This is a genomic window from Acidimangrovimonas pyrenivorans (genome assembly GCF_042643245.1).
GTDB classification, from domain to species: domain Bacteria; phylum Pseudomonadota; class Alphaproteobacteria; order Rhodobacterales; family Rhodobacteraceae; genus Acidimangrovimonas; species Acidimangrovimonas pyrenivorans.
This window is the reverse complement of sequence record NZ_JBHRSK010000004.1, coordinates 698,129-724,452: the sequence shown is the minus strand read 5'-3', so window position 1 is coordinate 724,452 and position 26,324 is coordinate 698,129. Positions and strand designations below refer to the sequence as shown.

25 protein-coding genes are annotated in these 26,324 nt (G+C 69.0%); 12 read left to right on the top strand and 13 right to left on the bottom strand.

All coding sequences use genetic code 11. The features are described from left to right. Positions 1–52 precede the first annotated feature (52 nt). The 4 genes from kdsA to ACFOES_RS06320 form a co-directional block, all read right to left on the bottom strand. A complete protein-coding gene (gene kdsA, locus ACFOES_RS06335) occupies positions 53–886 on the bottom strand; it encodes a 3-deoxy-8-phosphooctulonate synthase (protein ID WP_377832355.1) in 834 nt (277 codons plus the stop codon). 9 nt (positions 887–895) lie between these two features. Then, complete coding sequence (locus ACFOES_RS06330) at positions 896–2,551, bottom strand: capsule biosynthesis protein (protein ID WP_377832354.1); 1,656 nt, start codon at positions 2,549–2,551, stop codon at positions 896–898. Continuing rightward, complete coding sequence (locus tag ACFOES_RS06325; protein WP_377832352.1) at positions 2,535–3,188, bottom strand: ABC transporter ATP-binding protein; 654 nt, start codon at positions 3,186–3,188, stop codon at positions 2,535–2,537. The genes ACFOES_RS06330 and ACFOES_RS06325 overlap by 17 nt, the downstream gene beginning before the upstream one ends. Before the next feature lie 150 nt (positions 3,189–3,338). After that, entirely contained in the window at positions 3,339–4,586 is a 1,248-nt protein-coding gene (locus ACFOES_RS06320) for a Na+/H+ antiporter NhaA (RefSeq protein ID WP_377833010.1), read from the bottom strand. 467 nt (positions 4,587–5,053) lie between these two features. On the opposite strand from ACFOES_RS06320, the gene ACFOES_RS06315 reads away from it, so the two are divergent. The 5 genes from ACFOES_RS06315 to ACFOES_RS06295 all read left to right on the top strand — a co-directional run bounded on the left by ACFOES_RS06315 (position 5,054) and on the right by ACFOES_RS06295 (position 8,130). Continuing rightward, positions 5,054–5,701, top strand: coding sequence for a uracil-DNA glycosylase family protein (locus tag ACFOES_RS06315; RefSeq protein WP_377832351.1), 648 nt, complete (start codon positions 5,054–5,056; stop codon positions 5,699–5,701). Next, positions 5,698–6,501: an SseB family protein gene (locus tag ACFOES_RS06310; protein ID WP_377832350.1), complete on the top strand. Its 804-nt coding sequence runs from the start codon at positions 5,698–5,700 to the stop codon at positions 6,499–6,501. The genes ACFOES_RS06315 and ACFOES_RS06310 overlap by 4 nt, the downstream gene beginning before the upstream one ends. Before the next feature lie 183 nt (positions 6,502–6,684). Beyond that, positions 6,685–7,149 (top strand): 50S ribosomal protein L13, encoded by a 465-nt coding sequence (gene rplM / locus ACFOES_RS06305; RefSeq protein ID WP_377832349.1) that lies wholly within the window; start codon positions 6,685–6,687, stop codon positions 7,147–7,149. A 2-nt stretch (positions 7,150–7,151) separates the two neighbouring features. Further along, positions 7,152–7,655, top strand: coding sequence for a 30S ribosomal protein S9 (gene rpsI, locus ACFOES_RS06300; RefSeq protein ID WP_377832348.1), 504 nt, complete (start codon positions 7,152–7,154; stop codon positions 7,653–7,655). Positions 7,656–7,944: 289 nt separating this feature from the next. Next, positions 7,945–8,130 carry a hypothetical protein gene (locus tag ACFOES_RS06295; RefSeq protein ID WP_377832347.1) on the top strand — a complete coding sequence of 62 codons (186 nt, stop codon included), beginning with the start codon at positions 7,945–7,947 and terminating at the stop codon, positions 8,128–8,130. An 88-nt stretch (positions 8,131–8,218) separates the two neighbouring features. On the opposite strand, the gene ACFOES_RS06290 is transcribed toward ACFOES_RS06295, so the two are convergent. Then, on the bottom strand, positions 8,219–9,664 hold the full coding sequence (locus ACFOES_RS06290; RefSeq protein ID WP_377832346.1) for a ferric reductase-like transmembrane domain-containing protein: 1,446 nt from the start codon (positions 9,662–9,664) through the stop codon (positions 8,219–8,221). Positions 9,665–9,755: 91 nt separating this feature from the next. Beyond that, on the bottom strand, positions 9,756–10,901 hold the full coding sequence (mnmA, locus tag ACFOES_RS06285; RefSeq protein ID WP_377832345.1) for a tRNA 2-thiouridine(34) synthase MnmA: 1,146 nt from the start codon (positions 10,899–10,901) through the stop codon (positions 9,756–9,758). Between the two features lie 161 nt (positions 10,902–11,062). Between mnmA and sciP the strand changes: the two genes are divergently transcribed. From sciP to ACFOES_RS06260, 5 genes are all read left to right on the top strand, one after another. Next, positions 11,063–11,389 (top strand): CtrA inhibitor SciP, encoded by a 327-nt coding sequence (gene sciP, locus ACFOES_RS06280; protein WP_377832344.1) that lies wholly within the window; start codon positions 11,063–11,065, stop codon positions 11,387–11,389. A gap of 95 nt (positions 11,390–11,484) precedes the next feature. Continuing rightward, a complete protein-coding gene (gene ctrA / locus ACFOES_RS06275) occupies positions 11,485–12,192 on the top strand; it encodes a response regulator transcription factor CtrA (protein ID WP_377832343.1) in 708 nt (235 codons plus the stop codon). A 163-nt stretch (positions 12,193–12,355) separates the two neighbouring features. Next, positions 12,356–14,605, top strand: a complete 2,250-nt coding sequence (gene ligA, locus ACFOES_RS06270; protein ID WP_377832342.1) for an NAD-dependent DNA ligase LigA — start codon at positions 12,356–12,358, stop codon at positions 14,603–14,605. 3 nt (positions 14,606–14,608) lie between these two features. Then, positions 14,609–16,699 (top strand): ATP-dependent DNA helicase RecG, encoded by a 2,091-nt coding sequence (recG, locus tag ACFOES_RS06265; RefSeq protein WP_377832341.1) that lies wholly within the window; start codon positions 14,609–14,611, stop codon positions 16,697–16,699. Between the two features lie 121 nt (positions 16,700–16,820). Then, entirely contained in the window at positions 16,821–16,943 is a 123-nt protein-coding gene (locus ACFOES_RS06260; RefSeq protein WP_377832340.1) for a hypothetical protein, read from the top strand. 401 nt (positions 16,944–17,344) lie between these two features. Here the strand turns inward: ACFOES_RS06260 and ACFOES_RS06255 are convergent, their stop codons facing one another. After that, positions 17,345–17,797, bottom strand: coding sequence for an iron-sulfur cluster assembly scaffold protein (locus ACFOES_RS06255; RefSeq protein WP_377832339.1), 453 nt, complete (start codon positions 17,795–17,797; stop codon positions 17,345–17,347). Positions 17,798–17,863: 66 nt separating this feature from the next. Here ACFOES_RS06255 and hisI point away from each other — a divergent pair, with 66 nt between their 5' ends. Continuing rightward, positions 17,864–18,223: a phosphoribosyl-AMP cyclohydrolase gene (hisI, locus tag ACFOES_RS06250; protein ID WP_377832338.1), complete on the top strand. Its 360-nt coding sequence runs from the start codon at positions 17,864–17,866 to the stop codon at positions 18,221–18,223. Between the two features lie 69 nt (positions 18,224–18,292). Here hisI and gluQRS read toward each other — a convergent pair whose 3' ends face one another. The 4 genes from gluQRS to gyrA form a co-directional block, all read right to left on the bottom strand. Further along, on the bottom strand, positions 18,293–19,168 hold the full coding sequence (gene gluQRS / locus ACFOES_RS06245; RefSeq protein WP_377833009.1) for a tRNA glutamyl-Q(34) synthetase GluQRS: 876 nt from the start codon (positions 19,166–19,168) through the stop codon (positions 18,293–18,295). 10 nt (positions 19,169–19,178) lie between these two features. Then, positions 19,179–20,519, bottom strand: a complete 1,341-nt coding sequence (trmFO, locus tag ACFOES_RS06240) for a methylenetetrahydrofolate--tRNA-(uracil(54)-C(5))-methyltransferase (FADH(2)-oxidizing) TrmFO (protein WP_377832337.1) — start codon at positions 20,517–20,519, stop codon at positions 19,179–19,181. Positions 20,520–20,557: 38 nt separating this feature from the next. Then, positions 20,558–20,962: a DoxX family protein gene (locus tag ACFOES_RS06235; RefSeq protein ID WP_377832336.1), complete on the bottom strand. Its 405-nt coding sequence runs from the start codon at positions 20,960–20,962 to the stop codon at positions 20,558–20,560. A gap of 115 nt (positions 20,963–21,077) precedes the next feature. Further along, the gene (gene gyrA, locus ACFOES_RS06230; protein WP_449222435.1) at positions 21,078–23,744 is read right to left on the bottom strand and encodes a DNA gyrase subunit A; all 2,667 of its coding nucleotides are present in this window, start codon (positions 23,742–23,744) and stop codon (positions 21,078–21,080) included. A gap of 269 nt (positions 23,745–24,013) precedes the next feature. Between gyrA and ACFOES_RS06225 the strand changes: the two genes are divergently transcribed. Then, the gene (locus tag ACFOES_RS06225; protein WP_377832334.1) at positions 24,014–24,283 is read left to right on the top strand and encodes an usg protein; all 270 of its coding nucleotides are present in this window, start codon (positions 24,014–24,016) and stop codon (positions 24,281–24,283) included. 34 nt (positions 24,284–24,317) lie between these two features. On the opposite strand, the gene ACFOES_RS06220 is transcribed toward ACFOES_RS06225, so the two are convergent. Continuing rightward, positions 24,318–25,367: an ornithine cyclodeaminase gene (locus ACFOES_RS06220; protein WP_377832333.1), complete on the bottom strand. Its 1,050-nt coding sequence runs from the start codon at positions 25,365–25,367 to the stop codon at positions 24,318–24,320. After that, positions 25,364–26,287 (bottom strand): arginase, encoded by a 924-nt coding sequence (gene rocF, locus ACFOES_RS06215; protein ID WP_377832332.1) that lies wholly within the window; start codon positions 26,285–26,287, stop codon positions 25,364–25,366. Before rocF ends, ACFOES_RS06220 begins: the two co-directional genes overlap by 4 nt. Between the last annotated feature and the right edge of the window lie 37 nt (positions 26,288–26,324).

The following is a 26,324-nucleotide window of genomic DNA, read 5'->3' as shown; positions in this document are numbered from 1 at the left end:
GCTGAGAGGAAATCGGGGAGCAAGTCGGCGCCGTGCAGGTCCGGGCGCCGCGTCAGATCCGGATCGGGTCGGCCTTGGCGAGGCGGTCGAAATCCATCAGCGAGGCGATCAGCCCCTCCATCCGGTCGAGCGGGATCATGTTCGGGCCGTCCGAGGGCGCGTTGTCGGGGTCCTCGTGGGTCTCGATGAAGACGCCGGCGATGCCGAGGCTGACCGCGGCGCGGGCCATCACCGGCGCGAATTCGCGCTGGCCGCCGGTGGCGCCGCCGAGCCCGCCGGGCTGCTGCACCGAATGGGTCGCGTCCATGATCACCGGATAGCCGGTCTGGGCCATCCGCGGCAGCGACCGCATGTCGGCCACCAGCGTGTTGTAGCCGAAGGAGGTGCCGCGCTCGGTCAGCAGGATGCGGTCGTTGCCGGTCGAGGCGACCTTCTCGGCGACGTTGTCCATGTCCCAGGGCGCGAGGAACTGGCCCTTCTTGATGTTCACCGCTGCGCCGGTGCGGCCGGCGGCGAGCAGCAGGTCGGTCTGGCGGCAGAGGAAGGCGGGGATTTGCAGCACGTCGACCACGGTCGCGACGTCGGCGCATTGGTCGGGTATATGAACGTCGGTCAGCACCGGCACGCCGAAACTCGCCCTGACGCCGTCGAGGATTTTCAGCCCGGCATCGATGCCGACGCCGCGCTTGCCGCTCAGCGAGCTGCGATTGGCCTTGTCGAAGCTGGCCTTGAAGATCAGCCGGGCGCCGGTCGTGGCGCAGATCTCGACCAGCCGGCCGGCGATCATCTCGGCGTGGTCGGCGCTTTCCAGTTGGCAGGGGCCGGCGATCAGCACCAGTTCCCGGTCGTTGCCGACGGTCAGCCCGCCGATGTCAAACTCTTTCATGCTGTTCCCTCAGGCAGAGACCTGTTCCCGCAGGATCGAGGCCGTCATCGACACCATGAGGTATAGACCGGCGAAGATCAGGAAGGCCACCACGGTATTCTCGAACGAGCGCGGATAGGTCGCCTTGTCCGGCGCCACCGGCGAGACCGAGAGCGACAGGTAGCGGACCTGGCGGTTGGCCTCGATGCGCGAGGTCTCGAGCGCCTGCAGCGCCTGGGCCAGCATCATCTGCCGGGTCTGGACCTCGGCCTGGGCGCCGAGCAGGTCGCTCTGCACCTTGGCCAGCGAGACGCCGCTCTTGCTGTCCTGGGTCAGGCGGGCGCGCAGCTCGGCGATCTGGCCCTCGATCGACTTGATCCGGCGCTTGAGCGGGTCGACCCGGGCCGGGTTGGGCCGCTCGTTGGCCATCATCTCCTCGAGCGCAAGCTTGTCCTTGGTCAGCTCGGAATCCAGCGCCTGGAGCTGGCTGGTGACCAGGCTGACCTCGACATCCGAGGACAGGACCTTGAACTTCTCCTGCAGGTCGACGACCTTCTGCTGGGCGGCGGCGAGCTTCTTCTCGGCATCGTCGTAGCTCTGGCGGGCGCCGGTCATCTGGTCCTCGCGCAGGCGCTGGGTCATCTGGTCGACCTGCTGTTCGGCATAGGAGATCAGCGCCCGCGAGAACTGGGCCGAAAGCTGCGGGCTAGGCGCGATCACCTCCATCTTGATGACGCCCTCGGTCGGGTCGTAGCCGATCTTGACCATGCGCTGGTAGAGCTTGTAGGCGGCCTCGTTGCTGGGCGGGTCGGGCAGGCGCTGGATCGGGTCGACCTTGTCGCCCGAGAAGGCGGCCTTGAACCCCATGTCCTTGTCGAGCCGCATCATCGCGTCGCGCGACTGCAAGTAGCTCTGCACCGAGATCGAATCCTGCGAAGTGGCGAACTGGGTGCCGGCGAACAGGCTGCCGATCTGGGTGCCGGCGGCGCCGGGCTCGGCCTTCTGGATGACGAACTCGGACTTGGTGGCGTAGAGCGGCGTGGCGATCCTGTAGAAATAGAACCCCGCCAGGATCGTCGGCAGCAGCACGAAGAAGCACAGCCGCGCCGCCAGCAGCACGAATTTGCGGCGCCGGCGTCTGGCGATGTCGCGCTGGATGCGCAGGATGTCGCGGGCCCGGTTCTGCTCGGCTTCCCTGACCTCGGTCGAGGGCAGCGGCGCCTCCTTGACGGTCTGGGGCAGGTGGATGTCGCCGTCGCTGCGGGCCGGCAGCCCGGCGCGGGTCGCCGCCGGCATCTGGCCGGCATCGGCCTGGGTATCGGCGACCACCAGCTCGAGCATGTTGGCGCGCTGGAACGGGTCGATCCCGGCCTTGCGCAGCTGGCGCACGGCGTCGAAATCCGAAGTCGCGGCGATGCCGTTCTTCTGCGCCATGCGCCGGGCGAGGCGCAGCTGGCGCCCGGTCAGACCCTCGCGCCGGATGGCGTCGATCTCGGTTTCGGCGGCCACTTCCGCCGCGCTCATCACGTCATTGCCGGCGGTGGGGAACACCGCGTCGCCGAAGCCGTCGTCGTCCTGGCTGCCGGCCGCCTCCTCCGCGACCGCGCCGCTGGCCGAGCGCTCGAGATCGGCGCCGGGGCTGGAGCGGCGAATGCGGAACTTCTTGGCCTTAGGCTTGGTAGTCATAGAGACGTTTCGCTTCTTCAAGGGTATCGAACATGTACAACTGCCCGTCGCGCAGCACGGCGGCCGAGTTGCAGAACTTTTCAAGGGTACGGGCCTGGTGCGAGACCACGATCACGGTCGAGCTTTGCAGCCGGTCGCGCAGGATGCCGGTGGCCTTGCGGTTGAACTCGACATCGGTGGTCGAGGGCATGCCCTCGTCGATCAGGTAGATGTCGAATTCCAGCGCCAGCATCAGGGCGAAGGAAAAGCGCGAGCGCATGCCCTGGCTGTAGGTGCCGATCGGCATGTCGAAATACTCGTCGATGCCGCAGAGCCAGCGGCAGAACGCCTCGACATAGTCGGGATCGAGGCCGTAGAGCTTGGCGATGTAGCGGCTGTTCTCGGTCGCGGTGTGGCGGCTGACGACGCCGCCCATGAAGCCCAGCGGGAAGGAGATGCGCGCGGTGCGGGTGATCTTGCCCTCGTCGGGTTTCTCCAGCCCGGCCATCATGTTGATGATCGTGGTCTTGCCGGTGCCGTTGGGCGCCAGGATGCCGAGCGAATTGCCCAGCTCGACCCGGAACGACGCCCGGTCGAGGATGACCTTGCGCTGCTTGCCGGTCCAGAAGGACTTGCTGACGTTCTCGAACTCGATCATTGCTCTGCCTCGGGAGAAGCTCCCAATCTTGCCCGCTTGTGCCGGGTTATTCTTGGCGGCAAGCCCTAGGGGCCGTTTCGGGCAGTATTATGTCGGAAACGCGGAACATCTGCCAATGATTTCCTGCCGCAGGGGGCGCCGCCGCGCCGCTCATCGCTGCGCCCCGACGCGGCGGATCATGGCCAGCAGGACGAGCGCCAGCGCCCCGGCGGCCAGCAGCCCCAGCTTCGCCGCCGCCTGCAGCGCCCCGCCGGGCAGCGAGGCGCCGACGGCGAAGAGCGGCACGGTCAGGCCGATCGCGGCCAGCAGGCCGACGCGGACCAGGTCGGCCGCCCGCATCCCCTCGGGCAGGCCGCCGCCGACCAGCCGGGCGCCGACCAGCCCGCCGGCGACCACGCCCAGCGGCTTGCCGATCAGCATCGCCGCGGTGACGGTCCAGCTGACCGGGCCGGCGGCGGTGAACTCGACCCCGCCATGGGTCAGCCCGAACAGGAACAGCGCCGCGCAGACCGGCAGCACCAGCAGGTGGGCGAGGCGGTTGAGCGGGTCGGCCAGCACTTCCTCGGCCTCGGCGAAGATGCCGAAGGCGCGGTCGGCATGGGGCAGGGCGGGGACGATCGGCAACAGCCCCAGCGCCGGCATCAGCCCGGCCTGCTGGAAGCCGAACCAGCTGACGATGCCGGCGAGCGCGAAGGGCCAGAGCCCGAGCCGGCGATGCAGGAAATGCGCCGCCGGGCTGGCGGGATTGGCGGCGGCAAGGCGGTGCGGCAGCAGGTTGAACAGCAGGTAGGCGGCCAGCGCCGCGCCGAAGGAGAGCCCCAGCCATGCCGGGTGCAGCGCCTCGACCGGGAAGGCGGCGCCGGCGGTCAGCAGCCCGAGCAGGTCGTCGAGGATGGTCATGATCAGCAGGAAGCGGAGCGCCGGGTGGCCGGAACCGAAGACCCAGCGGCCGGCGACATAGGTCAGGACGACGTCGCTCGCCATCGGCACCGGCCAGCCGGCGCCGGGGGCGGCGCCATAGGCGGCCAGGTCGCCGGGCAGGACGCGGTAGAGCGCGACGGGCAGCGCCGCGCCGGCCAGCGCGGCGATGGCCGGGGCGATGGCATGGCGGCCGTGCAGGGCGCCGTGGCGCAGCGCCAGCGCCTCCCACAATTCCTTGCCGAGGACGAGGAAGAACAGCGCCATCAGCACGCCGCCCGACAGGTATTGCATCGTCAGCGTCCGCCCCATCCCGTCCAGCGCGTCCGGGTTGGGATAACCGACGAGGCCGTCCATCAGCCGCCACTCGACGAAGTCGGAATAGCTCCGCGGGCCGAGATTGGCCCAGACCAGCGCCAGCGCCACGCCCGCCAGCAGGCAGAGCGCGAAGCGGGTGACGAAATGCGAGACGCGATACATGGCCACGCGAGGCTCTCCTGTCCCATCCGCCCGTGCCGGCGGGTTCCGACCGGGATAGAGCAAGCCGCGCCCTGCGGCAACGGCCCGGCCGCTCACGGGGCGGTGAAGGGGCGCCGTTGCCGGGGCGCGCCGGTCTGTCGGGGCGGGAAGACGCAAAGCGATATGGCGCGCGCCTGGAGGTTCGGAGTGCCCAACCGATGTCTCGCCCCGGCGTTCACGCCGGGCAGCGCCCGCCCCGGCCCCGGTCACGCCACAGGCGTGCTTTCAGCACGACGAGCGGCGCTTCTGGGGCGGGCGCTACTGGCGACGATGGGGCAAACGGCATGCCGTTGGGGCCTGTGAGACCCGAGAGCGCCGCCCGGTCCCGCCCCCGACGGGTCGGGCGCTGCCCTTTGTCCTTCGGGGGGGCGTCGGCGAAGATGCCGCGCCTCGTTGCGGGCTGTCCTCGCGGTCCCTAGATTGCCGTCATGTCAAACGCCCCCTCCGCCCCCGCCCTGGTCCGCGAGATCGAGGCCTGCCGGCTCTGCGCCGAGCGTTTCGCCGCCACCGCGACCGGCCACAACCCGCGTCCGGTGGTCTGGTTCCGGCCCGGGGCGCGGCTCCTGATCGCCGGCCAGGCGCCGGGGATGCGGGTGCACAAGGCCGGCCGGCCCTTCGCCGATCCCTCGGGCGACCGGCTGCGCGACTGGCTCGGGATCGACGAGGCCACCTTCTACGACCGCTCCCGCGTCGCCGTCGTGCCGATGGCCTTCTGCTTTCCCGGCTACGACGCCAAGGGCAGCGACCTGCCGCCGCCGCCGCTCTGCGCCGCGACCTGGCACGCGCGGGTGATGGCGGCGCTGCCGGAGCTGGAGCTGATGGTGCTGGTCGGCGGCGCCTCGCAACGTTGGCACCTGGGCACCCGCAAGGGCGTGACCGAGACGGTGCGGAACTGGCGCGAGATCTGCGACGCCGGGCCCGGCACGCCCGGATCGCCGCGCATCCTGCCCTTGCCTCACCCGTCCTGGCGCAATACGGGATGGCTCAAACGCAACCCGTGGTTCGCGGCCGAGCTTTTGCCGGTGCTGCGCGACGCGGTTGCCCGGACGCTGGAACGCCCGCAGGAGAGCTCATGACCGAGGAAACCCCGCTCGACGCCGCCCATGCCGCGATGACGGCCGCGCCCGAGGATGGCGCCGCAAGGCTGCGCTTCTACGAACGCCTCGCCGATGGCGAGCTGTTCCTGCTGCTGGAACGCGAAGCCGAGGGCGAGAGCCTGACGCCGCAGGTCTTCGGGCTCGAGGACGGCCCGGTCGTCGTCGTCTTCGACCGCGAGGAGCGGCTGGCCGCCTTCGCCGCCGACGCGTCGGACGCCCCGGCGCCCTATGCCGCGCTGCCCGGCCGGGTGGTGGCGGCGCAGCTGGCGGGGCAGGGGATCGGGCTGGGGATCAACCTCGGCGTCGCGCCCTCGGCGATGCTGCTGGGGCCAGAGGCGGTCGACTGGCTGGCGGTGACGCTGGGCCACGGACCCGAGCAGGCCGAGGCGACCCCCACCGTGTTGACCCCGCCGGCAGGGTTGCCCGAGGCGCTGATTACCGGACTCGACGCCAAGCTGGCCCGGGCCGGCGGCCTGGCGGCGGCGGCCTTCCTGGCGGCGGTCGAGTACGAGGGCGGGCGCCGGGGCCACATGCTGGCCTTCGTCGATGCCGTCGCCGGCGCCGAGGAGGCGCTGGCCCGGGCCGCGGCCGAGGCGCTGACCTTCTCCGGCATCGACGCCGGCGAGATGGACGTCACCTTCCTCGCCGGCACCGACCCAGTGGCCGAGCGGCTCGCCCGGGTCGGTCTGCGCTTCGACCTGCCGGCGCCGGAAACGCCCGAGCGGGTCGAGCGCATCGCCCCCGGATCGGATCCGGACAAGCCGCCGATCCTGCGCTAGCGCCCGAAAGGGCCGCGCAGGGCTCCGAAAGTGTGGGGTAAAATGATACCTATTTCGCAAGTCGTTGTTTTGACGCAATAAATCTGGAAGCACGCCCCTTGACGTGGGTCGCGAAATGATTAGAACACGCCCATCCACAGCGCCGGGACTCCCGGCCGAACCCTTCATCGAATAGGGCCGACAATGAAAACCTTTACCGCGACCCCGGCGGATATCGACAAGAAATGGATCCTGATCGACGCCGAGGGCGTCGTTCTGGGCCGGCTCGCCTCGATCGTCGCCAACCGTCTGCGCGGCAAGCACAAGCCGTCCTTCACCCCGCATATGGACATGGGCGACAACGTCATCATCATCAACGCCGACAAGGTGCAGATGACGGGCAAGAAGCGCGACGACAAGACCTATTACTGGCACACCGGCCACCCGGGCGGCATCAAGAGCCGGACCGCGCGCCAGATCCTCGAGGGCGCCCATCCCGAGCGCGTCGTCGAGAAGGCCGTGCAGCGCATGCTGCCGGGCGGCAAGCTGAGCCGCAAGCAGATGGCCAACCTGCGCGTCTATGCCGGCGCCGAGCACCCGCACGAGGCCCAGCAGCCCGAAGTGCTCGACATCAAGCCGCTGAACCCGAAAAACACCCGGAGCGCCTGATCATGGCCGATGAAATCAAATCTCTCGACGAGCTGAAGTCGGTCGTCACCGAAACCGCCGACGCCGGTGCCGCCGTCTTCACCGACACCGAGACCCCGCGCGAGCCGGTCCGTGACGAACTGGGCCGCTCCTATGCCACCGGCAAGCGGAAGGACGCGGTCGCCCGTGTCTGGATCAAGCCGGGCAGCGGCAAGGTCACCGTCAACGGCAAGGAACTGAACACCTATTTCGCCCGCCCGGTGCTGCAGATGATCCTGCGCCAGCCGTTCCAGGTGGCGAATGTCGAAGGCCAGTTCGACGTCATGGCTACCGTCAAGGGCGGCGGTCTCTCGGGCCAGGCCGGTGCGGTCAAGCACGGCATCTCGAAGGCGCTGCAGCTCTACGAACCCAGCCTGCGCGCGCCGCTCAAGGCCGCCGGCTTCCTGACCCGCGACAGCCGCGTCGTCGAGCGGAAGAAATACGGCAAGCGCAAGGCGCGTCGGAGCTTCCAGTTCTCGAAGCGCTGATCGCAGCCAGAGCTTTCGGAAAGGGCCCGCGGTTTCGCGGGCCTTTTTCTTTGGGCCGGCTATCGGGCTGTGGCGCCTCGCATGATGCCGCCCGTCCCCTGTGGCCGCCGTGCCGCGCTTTGCGACAATTCTGCGACAGGGAACAAAACGGCAATTGACCGAAATGCGCTCAGGATTCAGGCTTGTCCGGTCCAGGGTGATCAGCATTTCAGCCATGACTCAAAACGCGACAAGTTTCCACGCGGCGCGTAGCCGGAATTTCCTGGGGCTGCGGCGCACTCAGAAAGGGATGTTCGAGATCGTCTATGACGATGGCGTCAGCCAGCGCATGGTCTGGCGGGCCGCTGGGCCGGGGGCGGCAGAGCCCCGGATCCAGGAGGCCCTGCGCCTCGCCGTCGACCAGGCCCGGGTGCTTCCGGCGCTCTATTCCGAACTCAGGAAGCGCGCGATCTCGATCGAGGCGGCCCCGCGCTAGGCCCGTCGGGCCAGGGCCGCGCCCACCGACCGTTCCCGGCGCCTTCGCGAAGGCGCAAGGTGTCTTGCGGCCCGCCGCCATCCGGCTGTTAGCCGGCAAGGGCGAAGCCGGCGACGGCCGCCGCGATCGCGGCCCAGGACAGCAGGAACCCGGCCAGTGCCCTGAGGTCCCTGCGCGACAGGCTGGCGGTGGAATAGCTGAAACGCTCGTAATCGACATTGGCAAGCGGCACGCCGCAGCGGTGCAGGCAATCGGTGGCCATGGTCATCATCGGCCCGGGGCCGCAGATCCGCACCTTGACCCGCTTCGGGTCGATCCCCTCCAGCGCCGCCCTCAGATGCGCTTCGCCGAGCGGGCCCTGGCCGATCCCGGGCCGATCCGTCGGCGCGTCGCTGAGCAGTGTCGCCCTGCCGTCGAGCGCCTCCAGCGCCGGGCGCCAGAAGCTGTCATGCAGCATCGCGTCCGGGCTGCGGGCGGCATAGATCAGGCGGACGGCACGGTCGTCTGCGCGCGCCGCCATGTCGCCCAGCAGCGACAGGATCGGCGCGATGCCGACGCCGCCGGCGATCAGCAGCACCGCGTTGCCGCCACCGTCGAGGGGGAAGCTGCCATGCGGCGCGTCGATGCCGACGCGGGTGCCATGGGGCAGGCGGCCGATCGAGCGGGTGAAATCCCCCGCCTCCTGGATCAGGAAGCGCGGCGCCGCGCCCTGATCGGGCGGCGAGGCGATCGAGAACGGGTGATCGAACAGCGGCAGCCGGTGGCGGCCGAAGGCGAGCCAGGCGAACTGGCCGGCGCGGAAGTCGAGCGACTGTCCGGAATTGCCGGTCAGCGTCACCTCCCACAGCCGGTCGGCGACCTTGCGCGACGACGCCAGCCGCCAGTCGCCTTCCGCTCCGGCCAGCAGCCGGCGCAGATAGACCCAGAGCGCCGGCCCGGCGACGGCGGCGGCCAGCAGCAGCCAGTAGAACGGCAGCGCGCCGCGGGTCGAATGGCGCCCGTCGCTCAGCGCGTGGGCCACGATCAGGGCGACGAGGGCATAGGCGACGATCGCGTGGCTCATCCGCCAGACCTCGTAGCGCAGCGGCAGCCGGTCGCGCAGCAGCGCCAGGGCGACGAGGATCAGCAGCAACAACAATGCCCAACGGCCGTCGGCAAGATGAGGAGCATTCCACAGGGTGTTGAGATGGTTGTAGAAACGGCGCGGGCGCTGCGGGTCGGGCAGGCCGAGATAGAGCAGCGGATGGGCCAGGGCGAGGACTAGCGCCAGCGGCGCGGCCCATTTGTGAAACCCCATCGTGACGTCGATGCCGATCCGGCCCGAGAGCCGCTCGAACCGGCCGCTGGAGACCATCTGCAGCAGGATCATCGCCCCGGCCGCCAGCCCCGCCGCGGCGCAGGCCCGGACCCAGGCATCCGCGCCCTTGCCGCCGGTCATTGCCGCCGCGAGGCCGATCGGCAGGATCACGATGAGGACATAGAGCAGGGCGAGCAGGGGGCCGGGCAGGCCCCGGCGTCGCGATCCGTCAGGCATCGGCCGATCCTTTCAGCATCTCTGCCGGCAGGATGCCGTGCCGCGAGGGCGGAGGCAATCGGGGGAATGCCCGGGGGGCTTGCCGGGGGGCTTACTTGCCGCGCCAGATCCAGCCGCCGCCCAGCACGCGGGTGCTGTCGGGAGCGTAGAACACGCAGGCCTGGCCGGGGCTGACCCCTTCCTCGGGCGTCAGCAGCTCGACCTCGGCCTCGGTTTCCGAGATCGGCCGGATCACTGCCGGCCGCGGCGGACGCGTGGACCGGACCTTGACCGCCACCTCCCATTCCGGCCGCGCGGTCAGCGGCGCGTCGCCGAGCCAGTTGATCTCGCGCACCGGGACGATCCTGGTGGTCAGCGCCTCCTTCGGCCCGACGACGACCTGCCGCGCCTCCGGGTCGAGCTTGACGACGTAGAGCGGATCGGCCAGCCCACCGATGCCGAGGCCCCGACGCTGGCCGATCGTGTAGTGGATCACCCCGCGATGTTCGCCCAGCACGTTGCCGTCCATGTCGACGATCTCGCCCGGATCGGCGGCGCCGGGGCGCAGCTTCTCGATCACGCTGGCATAGTTGCCGTCGGGCACGAAGCAGATGTCCTGGCTGTCGGGCTTGTCGGCGACGCTGAGGCCGTATTTCGCCGCCAGCGCCCGGGTCTCGGCCTTCGAGGCCAGGTGGCCGAGCGGGAAGCGCAGGTAGGCCAGCTGCTCCGGCGTGGTCGAGAACAGGAAATAGCTCTGGTCGCGGTTCGGGTCGGTGGCGCAGTGCAGTTCCGGCCCGGCCTCGCCCATCTTGCGCTGGATGTAATGGCCCGTCGCCATGCAGTCGGCCTCGAGATCCTTCGCCGTTTCCAGCAGGTCGCGGAACTTGACCCGCTCGTTGCAGCGGATGCAGGGCACCGGGGTGGCGCCGGCGAGGTAGCTGTCGGCGAATTCGTCGATCACCGCCTCGCGGAAGGTGTTCTCGTAGTCGAGCACGTAATGGGGAAAGCCCATCTCCTCGGCCACCCGGCGGGCGTCGTGGATGTCGCGGCCGGCGCAGCAGGCACCCTTCTTGGCCAGCGCCGCGCCGTGATCGTAGAGCTGCAGCGTCACGCCGACGACGTCATAGCCTTCCTCGGCCAGCATCGCGGCGACGACCGAACTGTCGACGCCGCCGGACATGGCGACGACGACCCGGGTCTCGGCCGGCGGCTTGGCGATGCCGAGCGAATTGAGCGGTGCGGGACGGTCGAGCGGCATGGGAAATCCCCGAAAGCGGTGAAGTGCGATGGAATATAGGAAAACGCCTCCCACTCTCAACCCCTCTTTCGGCCGACATTGGTCCCGTATTCGCGCCGGGGCGCCTTCACTGCTCCTTAAGGCGCTTCTGGCAGCGTGGCCGAAAACAAGAGGGAACCGCCATGTCCACCGTGTTGACACCCGATCCGCAGGCGCCGTCGCAATCCGCCTCCCCGTCCGCATCGGAAACCGCGCCAGAGCAGGTGAAGCTGTCCGACGGCAGCGTGCTGCGCCGCGCCGATCTGCCGCCGCCCGACACCAGGCGCTGGGTCGCCAGCCGCAAGGCGATGGTGGTCCGCGCCGTGCAGCACGGGCTGATCGGCGAAGCCGAGGCGCTGCGCCGCTACGCGCTGTCGGAAGAGGAGTTCACGCTGTGGCGCCGGGCGGTCGAAACCCATGGCGAGGCGGCGCTGAAAGTGACCGCGGTCCAGAGATACCGGCAACTATAGGTTGTCTTTCGCCCCATTTATGCCACAGTAACGGGAGATTAACCAATGCGCTTCAAACCTGTTGCCGAAAAGATGATTGTTCAGGAGGCCTCAGAATGCGGATTCTGCTGGTAGAGGACGACCCGACCACATCGCGCAGCATCGAGTTGATGCTGACCCATGCCAACCTCAACGTCTACTGCACCGACCTGGGCGAGGAAGGCGTCGATCTGGCCAAGCTCTACGATTACGACCTGATCCTGCTCGACCTCAACCTGCCCGACATGTCGGGCCACGAGGTGCTGCGCCAGCTGCGGCTGGCCCGGGTCGACACGCCGATCCTGATCCTGTCCGGCTCGGACGATACCGAGAGCAAGATCAGGGGCTTCGGCTTCGGTGCCGACGATTACCTGACCAAGCCGTTCCACCGCGAGGAGCTGGTGGCGCGGATCCATGCCATCGTCCGGCGCTCGAAGGGCCATGCCCAGTCGGTGATCCGGACCGGCAAGGTGAATGTCAATCTCGATGCCAAGACGGTGGATGTCGCCGGCCAGCCGGTGCATCTGACCGGCAAGGAATACCAGATGCTCGAGCTGCTGAGCCTGCGCAAGGGCACGACGCTGACCAAGGAGATGTTCCTCAACCATCTCTATGGCGGCATGGACGAGCCCGAGCTGAAGATCATCGACGTCTTCATCTGCAAGCTACGCAAGAAGCTGGCCGAGGCGACCGGCGGCGACACCCATATCGAGACGGTCTGGGGCCGCGGCTACGTGTTGCGCGATCCGGCACCGGCCGAGCCCGCCATCGCCGTCGGCGCCTGAGGCCGGGGCCGCCGCCGCCGGGCAGGGGCCGGAGAATTGGACGGGGCCGGGGAATTGCCCGGCGGGCCGTCTCCCGCGCCGCCGGTCTCGGCGCACGGATGGTCTGGACCTCGCCGGGGCCGCCTCCTATCACTGGAGCAGACGACCCCGGGGAGAGACCAGGATGCAGGCCAGGCCTGTCGACGAGCTGACCGAAAAGGAAGCCCGCGCCGAACTGGCGCGACTGGCCGAGCAGATCGCGCGCGCCAACCGCGCCTACCATACCGAGGACGCGCCCGAGATCTCGGATGCCGAATACGACGCGTTGAAGCAGCGCAACCTGGCGATCGAGGCGCGATTCCCGGCGCTCAAGCGTGCCGACAGCCCGAGCGAGCAGGTCGGCGGCGCGCTGGCCGAGGGCTTTGCCAAGGTCCGCCACAAGGTGCGGATGCTCAGCCTCGCCAACGCCTTCGAGGACGAGGACGTCGCCGAGTTCGATGCCCGGATCCGGAATTTTCTCGGCCTCTCCGCCGACGCCCCACTGGCCTATACCGCCGAGCCCAAGATCGACGGCCTGTCGCTGGCGCTGCGCTATGTCGACGGCATCCTGATGCAGGCGGCGACGCGCGGCGACGGCGAGACCGGCGAGAACGTGACCGAGAACGCCCGCACCATCGCCGACATCCCGCAGCGGCTGTCGGGGGCGCCCGAGGTGCTGGAGGTGCGCGGCGAGGTCTATATGAGCCACGCCGATTTCGCCGCCCTCAACACCCGCCAGGAAGCGGCCGGCGAAAAGACCTTCGCCAACCCGCGCAACGCCGCTGCCGGCTCGCTGCGCCAGCTCGACGCCGAAGTCACCCGGTCGCGGCCGCTGAAGTTCTTCGCCTATGCCTGGGGCGAGCATTCCGAACCGCTGGCCGAAACCCAGATGGGCGCGATGGAGCGGCTGAAGGCGCTGGGGTTCCAGGTCAACCCCTACACCACGCGCTGCGACGGGCCGCGGGAGATGCTGGAAACCTATCGCCGGATCGAGGCCGGTCGTGCCGATCTCGGCTACGACATCGACGGCGTGGTCTACAAGGTCGACGATATCGGGCTGCAGCACCGGCTCGGTTACCGCTCGACCACGCCGCGTTGGGCCATCGCCCACAAGTTCCCGGCCGAGCTGGCCTGGACCCGTCTCGAAGCGATCGACATCCAGGTCGGCCGCACCGGTGCGCTGTCGCCGGTGGCGCGGCTGCACCCGGTGACGGTCGGCGGCGTGGTGGTCTCGAACGCCACCCTGCACAACGAGGATTACATCGCCGGCCGGGATTCGAAGGGCGAGGCGATCCGCGGCGGCAAGGATATCCGCGTCGGCGACTGGGTGCAGGTCTACCGCGCCGGCGACGTCATCCCCAAGGTCGCCGATGTCGACCTGGCGCGCCGGCCGGGGGATGCCGTGCCCTACGAGTTCCCGACCACCTGTCCCGAATGCGGCTCCGAGGCGATCCGCGAGGAGGGGGATTCGGTGCGCCGCTGCTCGGGCGGCCTGATCTGCCCGGCCCAGGCGATCGAGAAGCTCAAGCATTTCGTCTCCCGCGCCGCCTTCGACATCGAGGGGCTGGGGGCGAAACAGGTCGAGCAATTCTACCGCGACGGCTGGATCCGGGAGCCGGCCGACATCTTCACCCTGCGCGCACGCTACGGCAGCGGCATCCAGCAGCTGAAGAATCGCGAGGGCTGGGGCGAGAGGAGTGCGCAGAACCTGTTCGACGCCATCGACGAGCGGCGGACGATCCCGCTCGATCGGCTGCTCTTCGCCCTCGGCATCCGCCATATCGGCGAGGTGGCGGCGCGCGACCTGGCCCGGCACTACGGCAGCTGGGCGGCGCTGATCGCTGCCATCGACCTTGCCACCCCGGCGGCCGAGCGCCAGCGCCAGGCCGAGGCCGCGCGCGAGGCCGAGCGCCGCGCCGCCGCCGACGAGGGCCGCCGCGCCCAGCTCAAGAAGGCGGCCGATGCGGTCTGGGCGGCGGAGCCCGAGATCGCAAAGGAGGCGCGCGCGGCCTGGGACGACCTGGTCGGCATCGACGGCATCGGCGCCACGGTGGCGCAATCGCTGACCACCAGCCTGACCCAGGAGGCCGAGCGCGCCTCGGTCGAGCGGCTGGTGGCGCATCTGACGATCGAGGCGGTCGAGCCGATCGGCGCCGTCGAAAGCCCGGTCGCCGGCAAGACGCTGGTCTTCACCGGCACGCTGGAAAAGATGACCCGGGCCGAGGCCAAGGCCCGGGCCGAGGCGCTGGGGGCCAAGGTGGCGGGCTCGGTCTCGGCCAGGACCGACCTGCTGGTGGCCGGGCCGGGGGCGGGTTCGAAGGCGACGAAGGCGGCGGAGCTGGGCGTCGAGGTGATCGACGAGGATGCCTGGCTGGCGCTGATCGGCGGGGCCTGACGGGTGGCGGGGCGGCCGGAAATCCTGTTCCCGCTCTTCGCCGGGCTCGAGACCCTGCCCGGCATCGGGCCGAAGAGCGCCGAGACCTTCGCCGGGCTCGAGGTCGAGCGGCCGCGCGACCTGCTGTTCCTGCTGCCGCATTCCGGCATCGACCGCGCCCGCAAGGGCTCGATCCGCGAGGTCACGCCGCCGGTCACGGTGACGGTCGAGGTCGAGGTCGGCGCCCATTTCCCGCCGCGGACCAAGGGCCGGCCCTACCGCATCGCCGTCCGCGACGCCAAGACCGAGTTTCAGCTCGTCTTCTTCCACGGCCGCACCGACTACCTGCAACGACTGCTGCCGACCGGACAGCACCGGCTGGTCTCGGGCAAGCTCGAATTCTTCGACGGCATCGCCCAGATGGTCCATCCCGACCACGTGCTGCGGCTGGAGGAGGCGGGCGAGCTGCCGGCCTATGAGCCGGTCTACCCGCTGACCGCAGGTCTCACCCAGAAAACCATCGCCAAGGCGGTTGCCGGGGCGCTGGCCCGGTTGCCCGATCTCGAGGAATGGATCGACCCGGCGCTGAAGGCGCGCGAGCACTGGCCCGACTGGGCCGACGCCCTGCGCGCCGTCCACGCGCCGCAAGCGGCCGCCGACCTGTCGCCCACCGCCCCGGCGCGGCAGCGGCTGGCCTATGACGAGCTCTTGGCCCACCAGATCACCCTCGCGCTCGCCCGCCGCGACCTGCGCAAGGCCAAGGGCCGGGCCAGCACCGGCAGCGGCGCGTTGCAGCGCAAGGTGCTGGAATCGCTGCCCTACCGCCCGACCGGGGCGCAGCAGCGGGCGGTGAGCGAGATCGCCGGCGACATGGCCGCGCCCGAGCGGATGAACCGGCTGCTGCAGGGCGATGTCGGCTCGGGCAAGACGCTGGTCGCCTTCCTGGCGCTGCTGATCGCGGTCGAGGCCGGCGGCCAGGGGGTGATGATGGCGCCGACCGAGATCCTCGCCCGCCAGCATCTCGACAGCCTGCAGCCGCTGGCAGAGGCCGCCGGCGTGCGGCTGGAACTGCTGACCGGCCGCGACAAGGGCAGCGAGCGCGCGGCCAAGCTGGCGGCGCTGGCCGCGGGCGAGATCCAGGTGCTGGTCGGCACCCATGCGGTGTTCCAGAAGGACGTCGCCTTCCACGACCTGCGGCTGGCGGTGATCGACGAACAGCACCGTTTCGGCGTCGCCCAGCGGATGGAGCTGGGTGCCAAGGGCCGCCATGCCGACGTGCTGGTGATGACGGCGACGCCGATCCCGCGCTCGCTCAGCCTGGCGCAATATGGCGACATGGACGTCTCGCTGCTCGACGAGAAGCCGCCGGGGCGCAAGCCGGTGAAGACGGCGCTGGTCTCGACCGGCCGGATCGACGAGGTGATCGAGCACCTGCGTCAGGCGACCGCCGAGGGTCGGCAGGCCTATTGGGTCTGCCCGCTGGTCGACGAGAGCGAAGTCAGCGACCTGACCGCGGCCGAGGAACGCTTCAAGCATCTGCGCGCGGTGCTGGGCGAGGGCCGGGTGGGCCTCGTCCACGGCCAGATGCCGCCGGCCGAGAAGGACGCGGCGATGGCGCGCTTCGTCGCCGGCGAGACCAAGGTGCTGGTGGCGACGACCGTGATAGAGGTCGGCGTCAACGTCCCCAACGCCTCGATCATGGTGATCGAGCGGGCCGAGAATTTCGGCCTGGCGCAACTGCACCAGCTGCGCGGCCGGGTCGGGCGTGGCGCCGCCGAGTCGACCTGCCTGCTGATGTACCAGCCGCCCCTGACCGAGGGCGGCACCCGCCGGCTGACGGTGCTGCGCGACACCGAGGACGGCTTTCGGATCGCCGAGGAGGACCTGGCGATGCGCGGCGCCGGCGACGTGATCGGCACCGCCCAATCCGGCCTGCCGCGCTTCCGCATCGCCGATCTCGAACGCCAGGCCTCGCTGATGGCGGTGGCGCAGAGCGATGCCCGGCGCCTGCTGGCCGAGGACCCGGAGCTGACCAGCGAGCGCGGCGAGGCCGCCCGCACCCTGCTCTGGCTGATGGAGCAGGACCGGGCGATCCGGCTGATCTCGGTCGGCTGAGCGCGCGGGATTTCCTCAGGGTAAAGCAAAATCCGCCTTTGTTCGCAAATGTTCTCAAAAAGTTCTTTACAGATGATAAAGGATATGAGAACAAAATAGCAACTCAACGAGGGAGTGCCCGATGTTCGCAGAAATCAAAGCCGCCACCGCCCGCGCTTCGGGCACCCTGATCGCCGATGCCGCCGGCATGGTCGCCCTGGCCGTGATGCTGGTCGTTGGCCTCGCGCTGCCCGGATTGATCTGAGTTTCCGCCTGCCATTCTGCCCCGTTGTCTCGCCTCGGGCGGCCCGCATCTGTCCCCAACGATGTGAAGTCTGAAGGTCCTGCCTGTCCTGACGCCCGGATGTCCCCGCATCCGCGCCGCCCGACCCCCGCGAGACACGCGCCTGCCGCCGCCTTCCTCCCCGGAAGCGCGGCGGTCTTTTGTCGGCAACTCGCGGAACGCGGTTGGCCGGAGGTCGGGCCGAGCGGACGGAACGGCCGATCGGTGGCGGCAAGCGCGGCCCCGACTTCTTCTTTGTCAAAATACTCTCGGGGAGCCCGAGGGGCAGACAGCCCCTCGCCCTTCCTTTGCGCCGTTGCCCTAGTGAAATGGCCGCGGGGCAGATGGCCCCTGGTTCCGCCCCTGGCCGTCCCGCACGGATCTCAGGCGCAGGCGGCCTTCTCGGCTTCGACCATCGCTTCGGCCGTTGCCTCCAGCGCCAGCAGGATCGAGGCGTGGCGGTTCTTGTAGTCGCGCGCCGGCAGCAGCACCTCGAGCCCGTCGAAGGGGGCCGAGGGCACCGGCCCGTTCTCCTTCAGCATCGCCTTCAATTCGTCGCGCGCCTGCTCGATCTCGACACGGCTGCGGCCGATGACATTGGCCCCGACCACCGCCGCCGCCGCCTGGCCGAGGGCGCAGGCCTTGACGTCCTGGGCGAAGCGGCTGATGCGGCCGTCGGCGACATCCAGATCGACGGTCACGGTCGAGCCACAGAGCGGCGAGCGCCGCTTGACGCTGGCCATCGGCGCCTCGAGCCGGCCGACATGCGGGATATCCGCGGCCAGGGCCAGGATACGGTCGGAATAGAGCTTGATCAGGTCGGTCTCGGCGCTCATGGCTTCCCTCTTGGGCCTCGACCCCCTAGATAGACCGCGTGACGCGTTTTGCAAAGGACATCCGCCATGGCTTTCGACCCCGGCTCTCTGCGATTTGATGCCAACGGCCTGATCCCGGCCATCGCGCAGGACCATGCCAGCGGCGAGGTGCTGATGATGGCGTGGATGAATGCCGAGGCGGTGGCGCGGACGCTGCAGACCGGGCGCGTGACCTACTGGTCGCGCTCGCGCCAGGCGTTCTGGATCAAGGGCGAGAGCTCGGGCCATGTCCAGCGGCTGATCGAGATGCGGATCGATTGCGACCGCGACTGCCTGCTGGTGCTGGTCGATCAGCAGGGGCCGGCCTGCCACACCAACCGGCGGTCGTGCTTCTACACGGCGCTGCGCGGCGGCGAGGAAGTCGAGATCATGGCGCCGATGGTGTAGGCGGTCAGGGCCGGGGGCGCTGCCCCCGGACCCCCGGGATATTTTCGTGAAGATGAATTGGGACGGCTCTCAGAGGTCGACCATCCGGCGGATGTCGTCCGGGGTCGCGCCTTCGGCGCGGTACTTGGCGATGGCACGGGCGTCGTCGCGCTTGGCCAGGCGCTTGCCGGTCTCGTCGCGGATCAGGCGGTGATGGCGGTAAGTCGGGGTCGGCAGCTTGAGCAGCTTCTGCAAGACGAGGTGGATCTTGGTCGCCTCGAACAGGTCGGCGCCGCGCGTCACGTGGGTGATGCCCTGGGCGGCGTCGTCGATCACCACCGAGAGGTGGTAGGAGGTGCCGATATCGCGGCGGGCGAGGACGATATCGCCGATCTCCTCGACCAGCTCCGTTTCGCCGGCTTCGATCCGGCCGCTCTGGCCTTCGGGCCCGGCGCCGGTTTCGGTGAAGGCGACGGGGCCGGTTTTCCGGGCGGCGGCGGCCATGTCGAGGCGCAGCGCGACGCCCTCGGGGCGCGGATGGCGGGCGCGGGCGGCGAAGGGGATGCCGTCGCGGGTCTTGCCGCGGCAGGTGCCGGGATAGACCGGGCCGTCGGGGCCGATCACGGCGCCTTCCTGCGGCGCCGAGAGCGCCTCGGCGATGTCGCGCCGGGTGCAGTCGCAGGCATAGAGCAGCCCGCGTGCCCAGAGCGCATCGAGCGCGGCGCGATAGGCCGGCAGGCGCTCGGACTGGTGCATCACCGGGCCGTCCCAGCTCAGGCCGAGCCAGCTCAGGTCGTCGTAGATCTGGCGTTCCCAGTCCGGCTTGCTGCGGGCCCGGTCGATATCTTCCATCCGCAGCAGGAAGCGGCCGCTGGCGGCGCGGGCCATGTCATGGGCAAGGATAGCCGAGAAGGCATGGCCCAGATGCAGCGGCCCGGTTGGCGACGGGGCGAAGCGGGTGACCACGCCCGGCATCTCAGTCTTGGTCTTCAAGCCATTGAACGAACGCCTCTTTCGCCCGGTCGGTATAGGCCTTGTAGCGGTCCTTGCGGCCGCGGCGGCCGCCCTTGGCGTCGATCGGCGGGAACAGTCCGAAATTGACGTTCATCGGCTGGAAGCTCTTGGCGACGGCGCCGCCGGTGATGTGGGTGACCAGGGCGCCCATCGCGGTTTCGGGCGGCGGCGGCGCCAGGTCGAGCCCGTGCGCCTCGGCCACCGCCAGCCGCGCCGCCAGCAGGCCCATCGCGGCGCTTTCGACATAGCCCTCGACGCCGGTGATCTGGCCGGCGAAGCGGATATTGGGCCGCGACTTCAGCCGCATCTGGCCGTCGAGCAGGGTCGGCGAGTTGAGGAAGGTGTTGCGGTGAATGCCGCCGAGGCGCGCGAACTTCGCATCCTCAAGCCCTGGAATCATCCGGAAAACATCTACTTGCGCGCCATACTTCATCTTCGTCTGGAAGCCGACGATATTGTAGAGCGTCCCCAGCGCGTTGTCGCGGCGGAGCTGGACCACGGCATAGGGCTTGTTTTCCGGGGCGTGGGCATTGGTCAGGCCGACCGGCTTCATCGGGCCGTGGCGCAGCGTCTCGCGGCCGCGTTCGGCCATTACCTCGATCGGCAGGCAGCCGTCGAAATAGCCCGCGGTCTCGCCCTCGTGGAACTCGGTCTTGTCGGCCGCCAGCAGGGCGTCGATGAAGGCCTCGTACTGGTCCCGGGTCATCGGGCAGTTCATGTAGGCGGTGCGCTGTTCCTGCGTGTCGCCCTTGTCGTAGCGCGACTGCATCCAGGCGACGTCCATGTTCACCGTCTCGGCATAGACGATCGGGGCGATGGCGTCGAAGAAGGCGAGCGACTCGGTGCCGGTCTCGGCCCGGATCGCCTCGGCCAGCTTGCCCGAGGTCAGCGGCCCGGTGGCGATGATCCACTGGCCCTCGTCGGGCAACGCGTCGATCTCCTCTTCCGAGACCTCGACATTGGGATGGCTGCGCAGCCGCTCGGTGACGCTGGCCGAGAACGGGTCGCGGTCGACCGCCAGCGCGCCGCCGGCGGGCAGGGAATGGGCGTCCGCCATCGCCATGATCAAGCCGCCGGCGGCGCGCATCTCCCAATGTAGCAGGCCGACGGCGTTGCGCTCGTCATCGTCCGAGCGGAAGGAGTTGGAGCAGACCATCTCGGCCAAATTGCCGGTGCGATGGGCGAAGGTGCCGAACCGGGGCCGCATCTCGTGGATCACCACGCGCAGCCCGGCGCGGGCGGCCTGCCAGGCGGCTTCCGATCCGGCCATGCCGCCGCCGACGATATGGAGTGTCTTTGTCATGGCGTCCATCTATGCCGGCGCGGCGTGAAATGGAAGGCTCAGCCACGCCCGCCGCGCAGGGCGTCGAGGGAATAGCGTCCGGGACCGTGCAGGGCGACGAAGAGATAGCCGCCCGTCAGGGCGATGTTCTTCAGCAGCATCACCATGTCGGTGGGCTGCGAGAGGTCGGCATAGGCGATGAGGCCGGAAAGCAGACTGAACCCCGCCATCACCAGCGCCACCAGCCGCGTCTGGAGGCCGACTGCCAGCGCCAGGCCGCTCAGGATCAGGAACCAGAAGACCACCCCGGTCAGATGGACCGGAAGCCCGTCGGCCGTCAGCCGCGCCGAGAAGGCGGAGAAGTCCATCGCCGCATCCAGGCCGGCCATCACGAAGAGCGTGGCCATCAGCAACCGGCCGATGAGCGTGAGCACGGGGTCGAGACGCCGGAGCAACTGGTCCATCGTGGTCCTTTCGCGACGGCCGCCTCGATCTGCGCCCGCGACTTGCGCCCCGGCGGCCCCTTTCAGCTAGCGCCGCTGAGGCTCGGTTGCCCATGCGTCGCAGGGGCGCAGCCGATCAATCCTCGCCGGCTTCGACCTCCTCCTCGCCCTGGTCGGCGATGCGGGCAACGGTCACGACCTCTTCGCCCTTGGCGGTATCGAAGACCTTGACGCCGCCGGCCGAACGCGACCGGAACGAGATGCCCTCGACCGGGCAGCGGATCGACTGGCCGGTCGAACTGGCCAGCATGATCTGGTCCGACATCTCGACCGGGAAGGAGGCGACGATCCGGCCGCCGCGCATCGCCTTGTCGATCGCCATCACGCCCTGGCCGCCGCGGCCGCGCACCGGGTAGTCGTGGCTCGACGACAGCTTGCCGGCCCCCTTGGCGGTGATGGTCAGGATCAGGTCCTCGGCCGCCGACATCTCGGCATAGCGTTCCGTCGACAGCTGGCCCTCGGCCACCGCTTCCTCGTCCTCGTCGGCCTCGCCCTCGTCCTCCAGCGCCCCGGCCATCAGCCGGCGCTGCTTGAGATAGGCGGCGCGCTCCGAGGCCTCGGCCTCGAAATGGCGGATGACGGACATCGAAACCACCTCGTCGCCCTCGGCCAGCCGGATGCCGCGCACGCCGGTCGAATCGCGGCCCTTGAAGACCCGGACATCGGTGGTCGGGAAGCGGATCGCCCGGCCGAGCGCGGTGACCAGCATCATGTCGTCGTTCTCGTCGGCGATGCGGGCGTTGACCAGCGAGACGCCCTCGGGCAGCTTCATCGCGATCTTGCCGTTGCGCATGACGTTGGTGAAGTCGGACAGCGCGTTGCGCCGCACGTCGCCCTGCGAGGTGGCGAAGACGATCTGCAGCTTCTGCCAATCCTCCTCGGGCACGTCGACCGGCATGATCGCCGCGATCGAGACGCCCTGGGCGATCGGCAGGATGTTGACGATCGGCTTGCCCTTGGCGGTCCGCCCGCCCAGCGGCAGGCGCCAGGTCTTGAGCTTGTAGACCATGCCGTCGGTGGTGAAGAACAGAAGCTGGGTATGGGTATTGGCGACGAAGAGCGTGGTGACGACGTCGTCTTCCTTGGTCGCCATGCCGGAAAGGCCCTTGCCGCCGCGCCGCTGGGCCCGGTAGTCGGCCAGCGGCGTGCGCTTGGCCCAGCCGCCCGAGGTGATGGTCACGACCATGTCCTCGCGCTCGATCAGGTCCTCGTCGTCCATGTCGCCCGACCATTCGGCGATCTCGGTCCGGCGCGGCACCGCGAACAGCTCCTTCACCTCGGTCAGCTCCTCCGAGATGATGGCCATGATCCGGTCGCGCGAGCGCAGGATGTCGAGGTAGTCGCGGATCTTCTCGGCCAGGTCCTGCAGCTCGTCGGTGACTTCCTTGACGCCCATCGCGGTCAGGCGCTGCAGCCGCAGTTCGAGGATCGCCCGGGCCTGGATTTCCGACAGGTTGTAGGTGCCGTCCTCGTTCATCTTGTGGGTCGGGTCGTCGATCAGCCGGATGTAATCGGCGATGTCGGCCGCCGGCCAGCGCCGGGTCATCAGCTTCTCGCGCGCCTCCGCCGGGTCGGCCGAGGCGCGGATCGTCGCCACCACCTCGTCGACATTCGACACCGCGACGGCGAGGCCGCAGAGCACATGGCTGCGCTCGCGCGCCTTGCGCAGCAGGTAGGCCGTGCGCCGCGCCACCACTTCCTCGCGGAAGACAATGAAATGGCTCAGGAAATCGCGCAGGGTCAGCTGCTCGGGCTTGCCGCCGTTCAGCGCCAGCATGTTGCAGCCGAAATGCACCTGCATCGGCGTGAAGCGGTAGAGCTGGTTCAGCACCACCTCGGGCGTCGCGTCGCGCTTGAGCTCGATCACGACGCGGACGCCGACCCGGTCGGATTCGTCTTGGACATGCGTGATGCCCTCGATCCGCTTGTCGCGCACCATCTCGGCGATCTTCTCGATCATCGTCGCCTTGTTCACCTGGTAGGGGATCTCGTCGACGATGATGGCGTAGCGGTCCTTGCGGATCTCCTCGATCCGGGTCTTGGCCCGGATGATGACGCTGCCGCGGCCCTCGAGATAGGCCTTGCGCGCGCCCGAGCGGCCGAGGATCAGGCCGCCGGTCGGGAAGTCGGGCGCCGGGACGTACTCCATCAGCGCCTCGGTCGACAGATCCGGGTTCTCGATCAGCGCCAGGGTGGCGTCGACCACCTCGCCCAGGTTGTGCGGCGGGATGTTGGTCGCCATGCCGACGGCGATGCCGCCGGCGCCGTTGACCAGCATGTTGGGGAAACGGGCGGGCAGGACCGTCGGCTCCTGGTCCTTGCCGTCGTAGTTGTCCTGGAAATCGACCGTGTCCTTGTCGATATCGGCCAGCAGGTAGGCCGCCGGCTTGTCCATCCGGACCTCGGTGTAGCGCATCGCCGCCGGGTTGTCGCCGTCCATCGAGCCGAAGTTGCCCTGGCCGTCGAGCAGCTTGAGCGACATCGAGAAGGGCTGCGCCATCCGCACCAGGGCGTCGTAGATCGCGCTGTCGCCGTGCGGGTGGTATTTCCCCATCACGTCGCCGACCGGGCGGGCCGACTTGCGGTAGGGCTTGTCATGCGTGTTGCCGGTCTCGTGCATCGCGTAGAGGATGCGCCGGTGGACCGGCTTGAGGCCGTCGCGCAGATCGGGGATCGCGCGGCTGACGATGACGCTCATCGCGTAGTCGAGATAGGACGTGCGCATCTCGTCCGAGATCGACACCGAGGGACCGCTGTAGCGCGGCCGTTCCGGTGCGGTTTCGTCAGTATTTTCAGGCGGTTCCGGCGTATCGCTCACGGTCGTCCGACCCTTCGTTCCTAAGGCTCAATATCTGGTTGGCGGCACTATAGCCGAACCAAGTTATGGGGTGCAATGGCGCGCGGACGGGGCCGCGAGCAGCCAGCGTTGGTGAGTGATAACACACTGTTTTCATTGCAAACAATTCCGCCTGTGGCATGATTTTCCTATCGGGGATCCACGGGAGGCAAGGAATGGAGCGAAACGAGACCGAACTGATGCTGCGGGGCTATGGCCTGACCACGGCCGAATTCTACTACCGGATGCCGGATTTCCAGAGCGTCCTCAACAGTTTCGTCTGGCAGGACTACGACCTGGCGCCGGATTATCCGCGGCTGTTCAAGTTCATCGAGTTCTGGCAGGACGAGATCGAGGGCCCGTTGCATTCGGTCCGCTTCACCCATCGCAAGATGATCGCGCCCGGCGAATGGCGCAACGTGGTCGGCGAATTCAAGGTCCATTGAGGCGCCGGGCGCGCGGGGCGCCGGCGCCCCGGGATCAGGCGGCCCGGGCGGCCTGAGCGCGCAGCAGCATGCCGTAAAGGTCGCGCGGCTCGTCCGGGTCGGCGATCATGTCGAGCATCTGGGCCATGCCGGTTTCTTGCACCTTTTCATGGATATAGCGCAGGGCGCTGAAGTCCTCGACGGCGAAGCCGACGCTGTCGAACAGGGTGATCTGGCGGGCGTCGCGGCGGCCCGGAGCGGTACCGGCGATCACCTGCCACAGCTCGGTCACCGGGTGATCGGCGGCGAGCTGCTGGATCTCGCCCTCGACCCGGGTCTGCGGCGGGTATTCGACGAAAATCTCCGACCGCAGCAGGATGTCGCGGTGCAGTTCGGTCTTGCCCGGGCAGTCGCCGCCGATGGCGTTGATATGGACCCCGGCGCCGACCATGTTGTCGGTCAGGATCGTGGCATATTGCTTGTCGGCGGTCACCGTGGTGAGGATCTCGGCGCCCTCGACGGCCTCTTCCGGATTGCGGCAGGGCACGAGCCTCAGGCCGGACCCCTTTAGATTGGCGATACATTTCTCGGTCGCCGTGGCGTCGATATCGTAGAGCCGGACCTCCTCGATGCCGCAGATCGCCTTGAAGGCCAGGGCCTGGAACTCGGCCTGGGCGCCGTTGCCGATCATCGCCATCACCTTGGCGTTCTTCGGCGCCAGGTGGCGCGCCGCCATCGCCGAGCTGGCGGCGGTGCGCAGCGCGGTCAGCAGCGTCATCTCGGTCAGCAGGAGCGGGTATCCGGTATCGACATCGGCCAGAAGCCCAAAGGCGGTAACGGTTTGCAGCCCCTCCTTCATGTTCTTCGGATGGCCGTTGACATATTTGAAGCCGTAGAGCGCGCCGTCCGAGGTCGGCATCAGCTCGATCACGCCGCCGGGCGAATGGCTGGCGACGCGGGGCGTCTTGTCGAAGCTCTCCCAGCGCCGGAAATCCTCTTCGATCCGGTCGGCGAGATCGCGCAGGACGGGTTCGAGCCCGATCTCAAGAACGATCCGCATCATGTTGTCTACGCTGACAAAAGGGACGAGGTTGAGGGATTTCATGCGAAGCTCCGTGTCGGTCGGTCGAAGACCTTGCGCCCCATCAGCGAGGCGGTCAGATCGACCATCAGCCGCGCGGTGCGGCCGCGGTCGTCGAGGAAGGGATTGAGTTCGACGAGGTCGAGCGAGGTGACGAGGCCGGATTCATGCAGCAGTTCCATCACCAGATGGGCCTCGCGGAAGGTGGTGCCGCCAGGCACGGTGGTGCCGACGGCGGGGGCGATGGCGGGGTCGAGGAAGTCGACGTCGAGCGAGACATGCAGCATCCCGTTGGCGGCCTTCACCCGGTCGAGAAAGGCGCGCAGCGGGGCGACGATGCCCTGTTCGTCCAGCACCCGCATGTCGTTGATCGCGATGTCGCACTCCTGCAGCGCCGCCTGTTCCGCCGGATCGACCGAGCGGATGCCGAACATGCAGATGTTCCCGGCCGGGACCGGCGCCGGGAAGGGCGGGAAGGCGTCGAAGCCGGAACGGCCGGCGATATAGGCGACCGGGGTGCCGTGCAGGTTGCCCGAGTCGGTGCTCAGCGGCGTGTGGAAGTCGGAATGGGCGTCGAGCCAGAGCAGGAACAAGGGCCGGCCGATCTCTTGCGCGTGCTCGGCGGCGCCGGCGACGGTGCCGAGCGCCAGCGAGTGGTCGCCGCCGAGCGTGATCGGCAGGCCGGCGGGCAGGGCGGTCCGCACCGCCTCGGCCAGCGCCTCGGTCCAGGCGACGGTCTCGGCCAGTGAATGGACCGCCGGGTTGGCGCAATCGGCCGGGCGCAGGGCGCCATGGGCGAGGTCGCCGCGGTCCTCGACCGCGTGGCCGAGGCTTTCCAGCGTCCGCGCCAGCCCGGCGACGCGATAGGCGGCCGGGCCCATCAGGCAGCCGGGGCGGCGCTGGCCGCTGTCGATCGGGGCCCCGATCAGGATGCAGTTGGTCATGTCGCGTCTCCTTCGTGCCGCGACTGTCTTTCGTCTT

Bases quoted from the DNA above. Each gene is read 5' to 3' on its own strand.
- kdsA (WP_377832355.1), bottom strand. From the start codon at position 886: ATGAAAGAGTTTGACATCGGCGGGCTGACCGTCGGCAACGACCGGGAA.
- ACFOES_RS06330 (WP_377832354.1), bottom strand. From the start codon at position 2,551: ATGACTACCAAGCCTAAGGCCAAGAAGTTCCGCATTCGCCGCTCCAGC.
- ACFOES_RS06325 (WP_377832352.1), bottom strand. From the start codon at position 3,188: ATGATCGAGTTCGAGAACGTCAGCAAGTCCTTCTGGACCGGCAAGCAG.
- ACFOES_RS06320 (WP_377833010.1), bottom strand. From the start codon at position 4,586: ATGTATCGCGTCTCGCATTTCGTCACCCGCTTCGCGCTCTGCCTGCTG.
- ACFOES_RS06315 (WP_377832351.1), top strand. From the start codon at position 5,054: ATGTCAAACGCCCCCTCCGCCCCCGCCCTGGTCCGCGAGATCGAGGCC.
- ACFOES_RS06310 (WP_377832350.1), top strand. From the start codon at position 5,698: ATGACCGAGGAAACCCCGCTCGACGCCGCCCATGCCGCGATGACGGCC.
- rplM (WP_377832349.1), top strand. From the start codon at position 6,685: ATGAAAACCTTTACCGCGACCCCGGCGGATATCGACAAGAAATGGATC.
- rpsI (WP_377832348.1), top strand. From the start codon at position 7,152: ATGGCCGATGAAATCAAATCTCTCGACGAGCTGAAGTCGGTCGTCACC.
- ACFOES_RS06295 (WP_377832347.1), top strand. From the start codon at position 7,945: ATGTTCGAGATCGTCTATGACGATGGCGTCAGCCAGCGCATGGTCTGG.
- ACFOES_RS06290 (WP_377832346.1), bottom strand. From the start codon at position 9,664: ATGCCTGACGGATCGCGACGCCGGGGCCTGCCCGGCCCCCTGCTCGCC.
- mnmA (WP_377832345.1), bottom strand. From the start codon at position 10,901: ATGCCGCTCGACCGTCCCGCACCGCTCAATTCGCTCGGCATCGCCAAG.
- sciP (WP_377832344.1), top strand. From the start codon at position 11,063: ATGTCCACCGTGTTGACACCCGATCCGCAGGCGCCGTCGCAATCCGCC.
- ctrA (WP_377832343.1), top strand. From the start codon at position 11,485: ATGCGGATTCTGCTGGTAGAGGACGACCCGACCACATCGCGCAGCATC.
- ligA (WP_377832342.1), top strand. From the start codon at position 12,356: ATGCAGGCCAGGCCTGTCGACGAGCTGACCGAAAAGGAAGCCCGCGCC.
- ACFOES_RS06260 (WP_377832340.1), top strand. From the start codon at position 16,821: ATGTTCGCAGAAATCAAAGCCGCCACCGCCCGCGCTTCGGGCACCCTG.
- ACFOES_RS06255 (WP_377832339.1), bottom strand. From the start codon at position 17,797: ATGAGCGCCGAGACCGACCTGATCAAGCTCTATTCCGACCGTATCCTG.
- hisI (WP_377832338.1), top strand. From the start codon at position 17,864: ATGGCTTTCGACCCCGGCTCTCTGCGATTTGATGCCAACGGCCTGATC.
- trmFO (WP_377832337.1), bottom strand. From the start codon at position 20,519: ATGACAAAGACACTCCATATCGTCGGCGGCGGCATGGCCGGATCGGAA.
- ACFOES_RS06235 (WP_377832336.1), bottom strand. From the start codon at position 20,962: ATGGACCAGTTGCTCCGGCGTCTCGACCCCGTGCTCACGCTCATCGGC.
- ACFOES_RS06225 (WP_377832334.1), top strand. From the start codon at position 24,014: ATGGAGCGAAACGAGACCGAACTGATGCTGCGGGGCTATGGCCTGACC.
- ACFOES_RS06220 (WP_377832333.1), bottom strand. From the start codon at position 25,367: ATGAAATCCCTCAACCTCGTCCCTTTTGTCAGCGTAGACAACATGATG.
- rocF (WP_377832332.1), bottom strand. From the start codon at position 26,287: ATGACCAACTGCATCCTGATCGGGGCCCCGATCGACAGCGGCCAGCGC.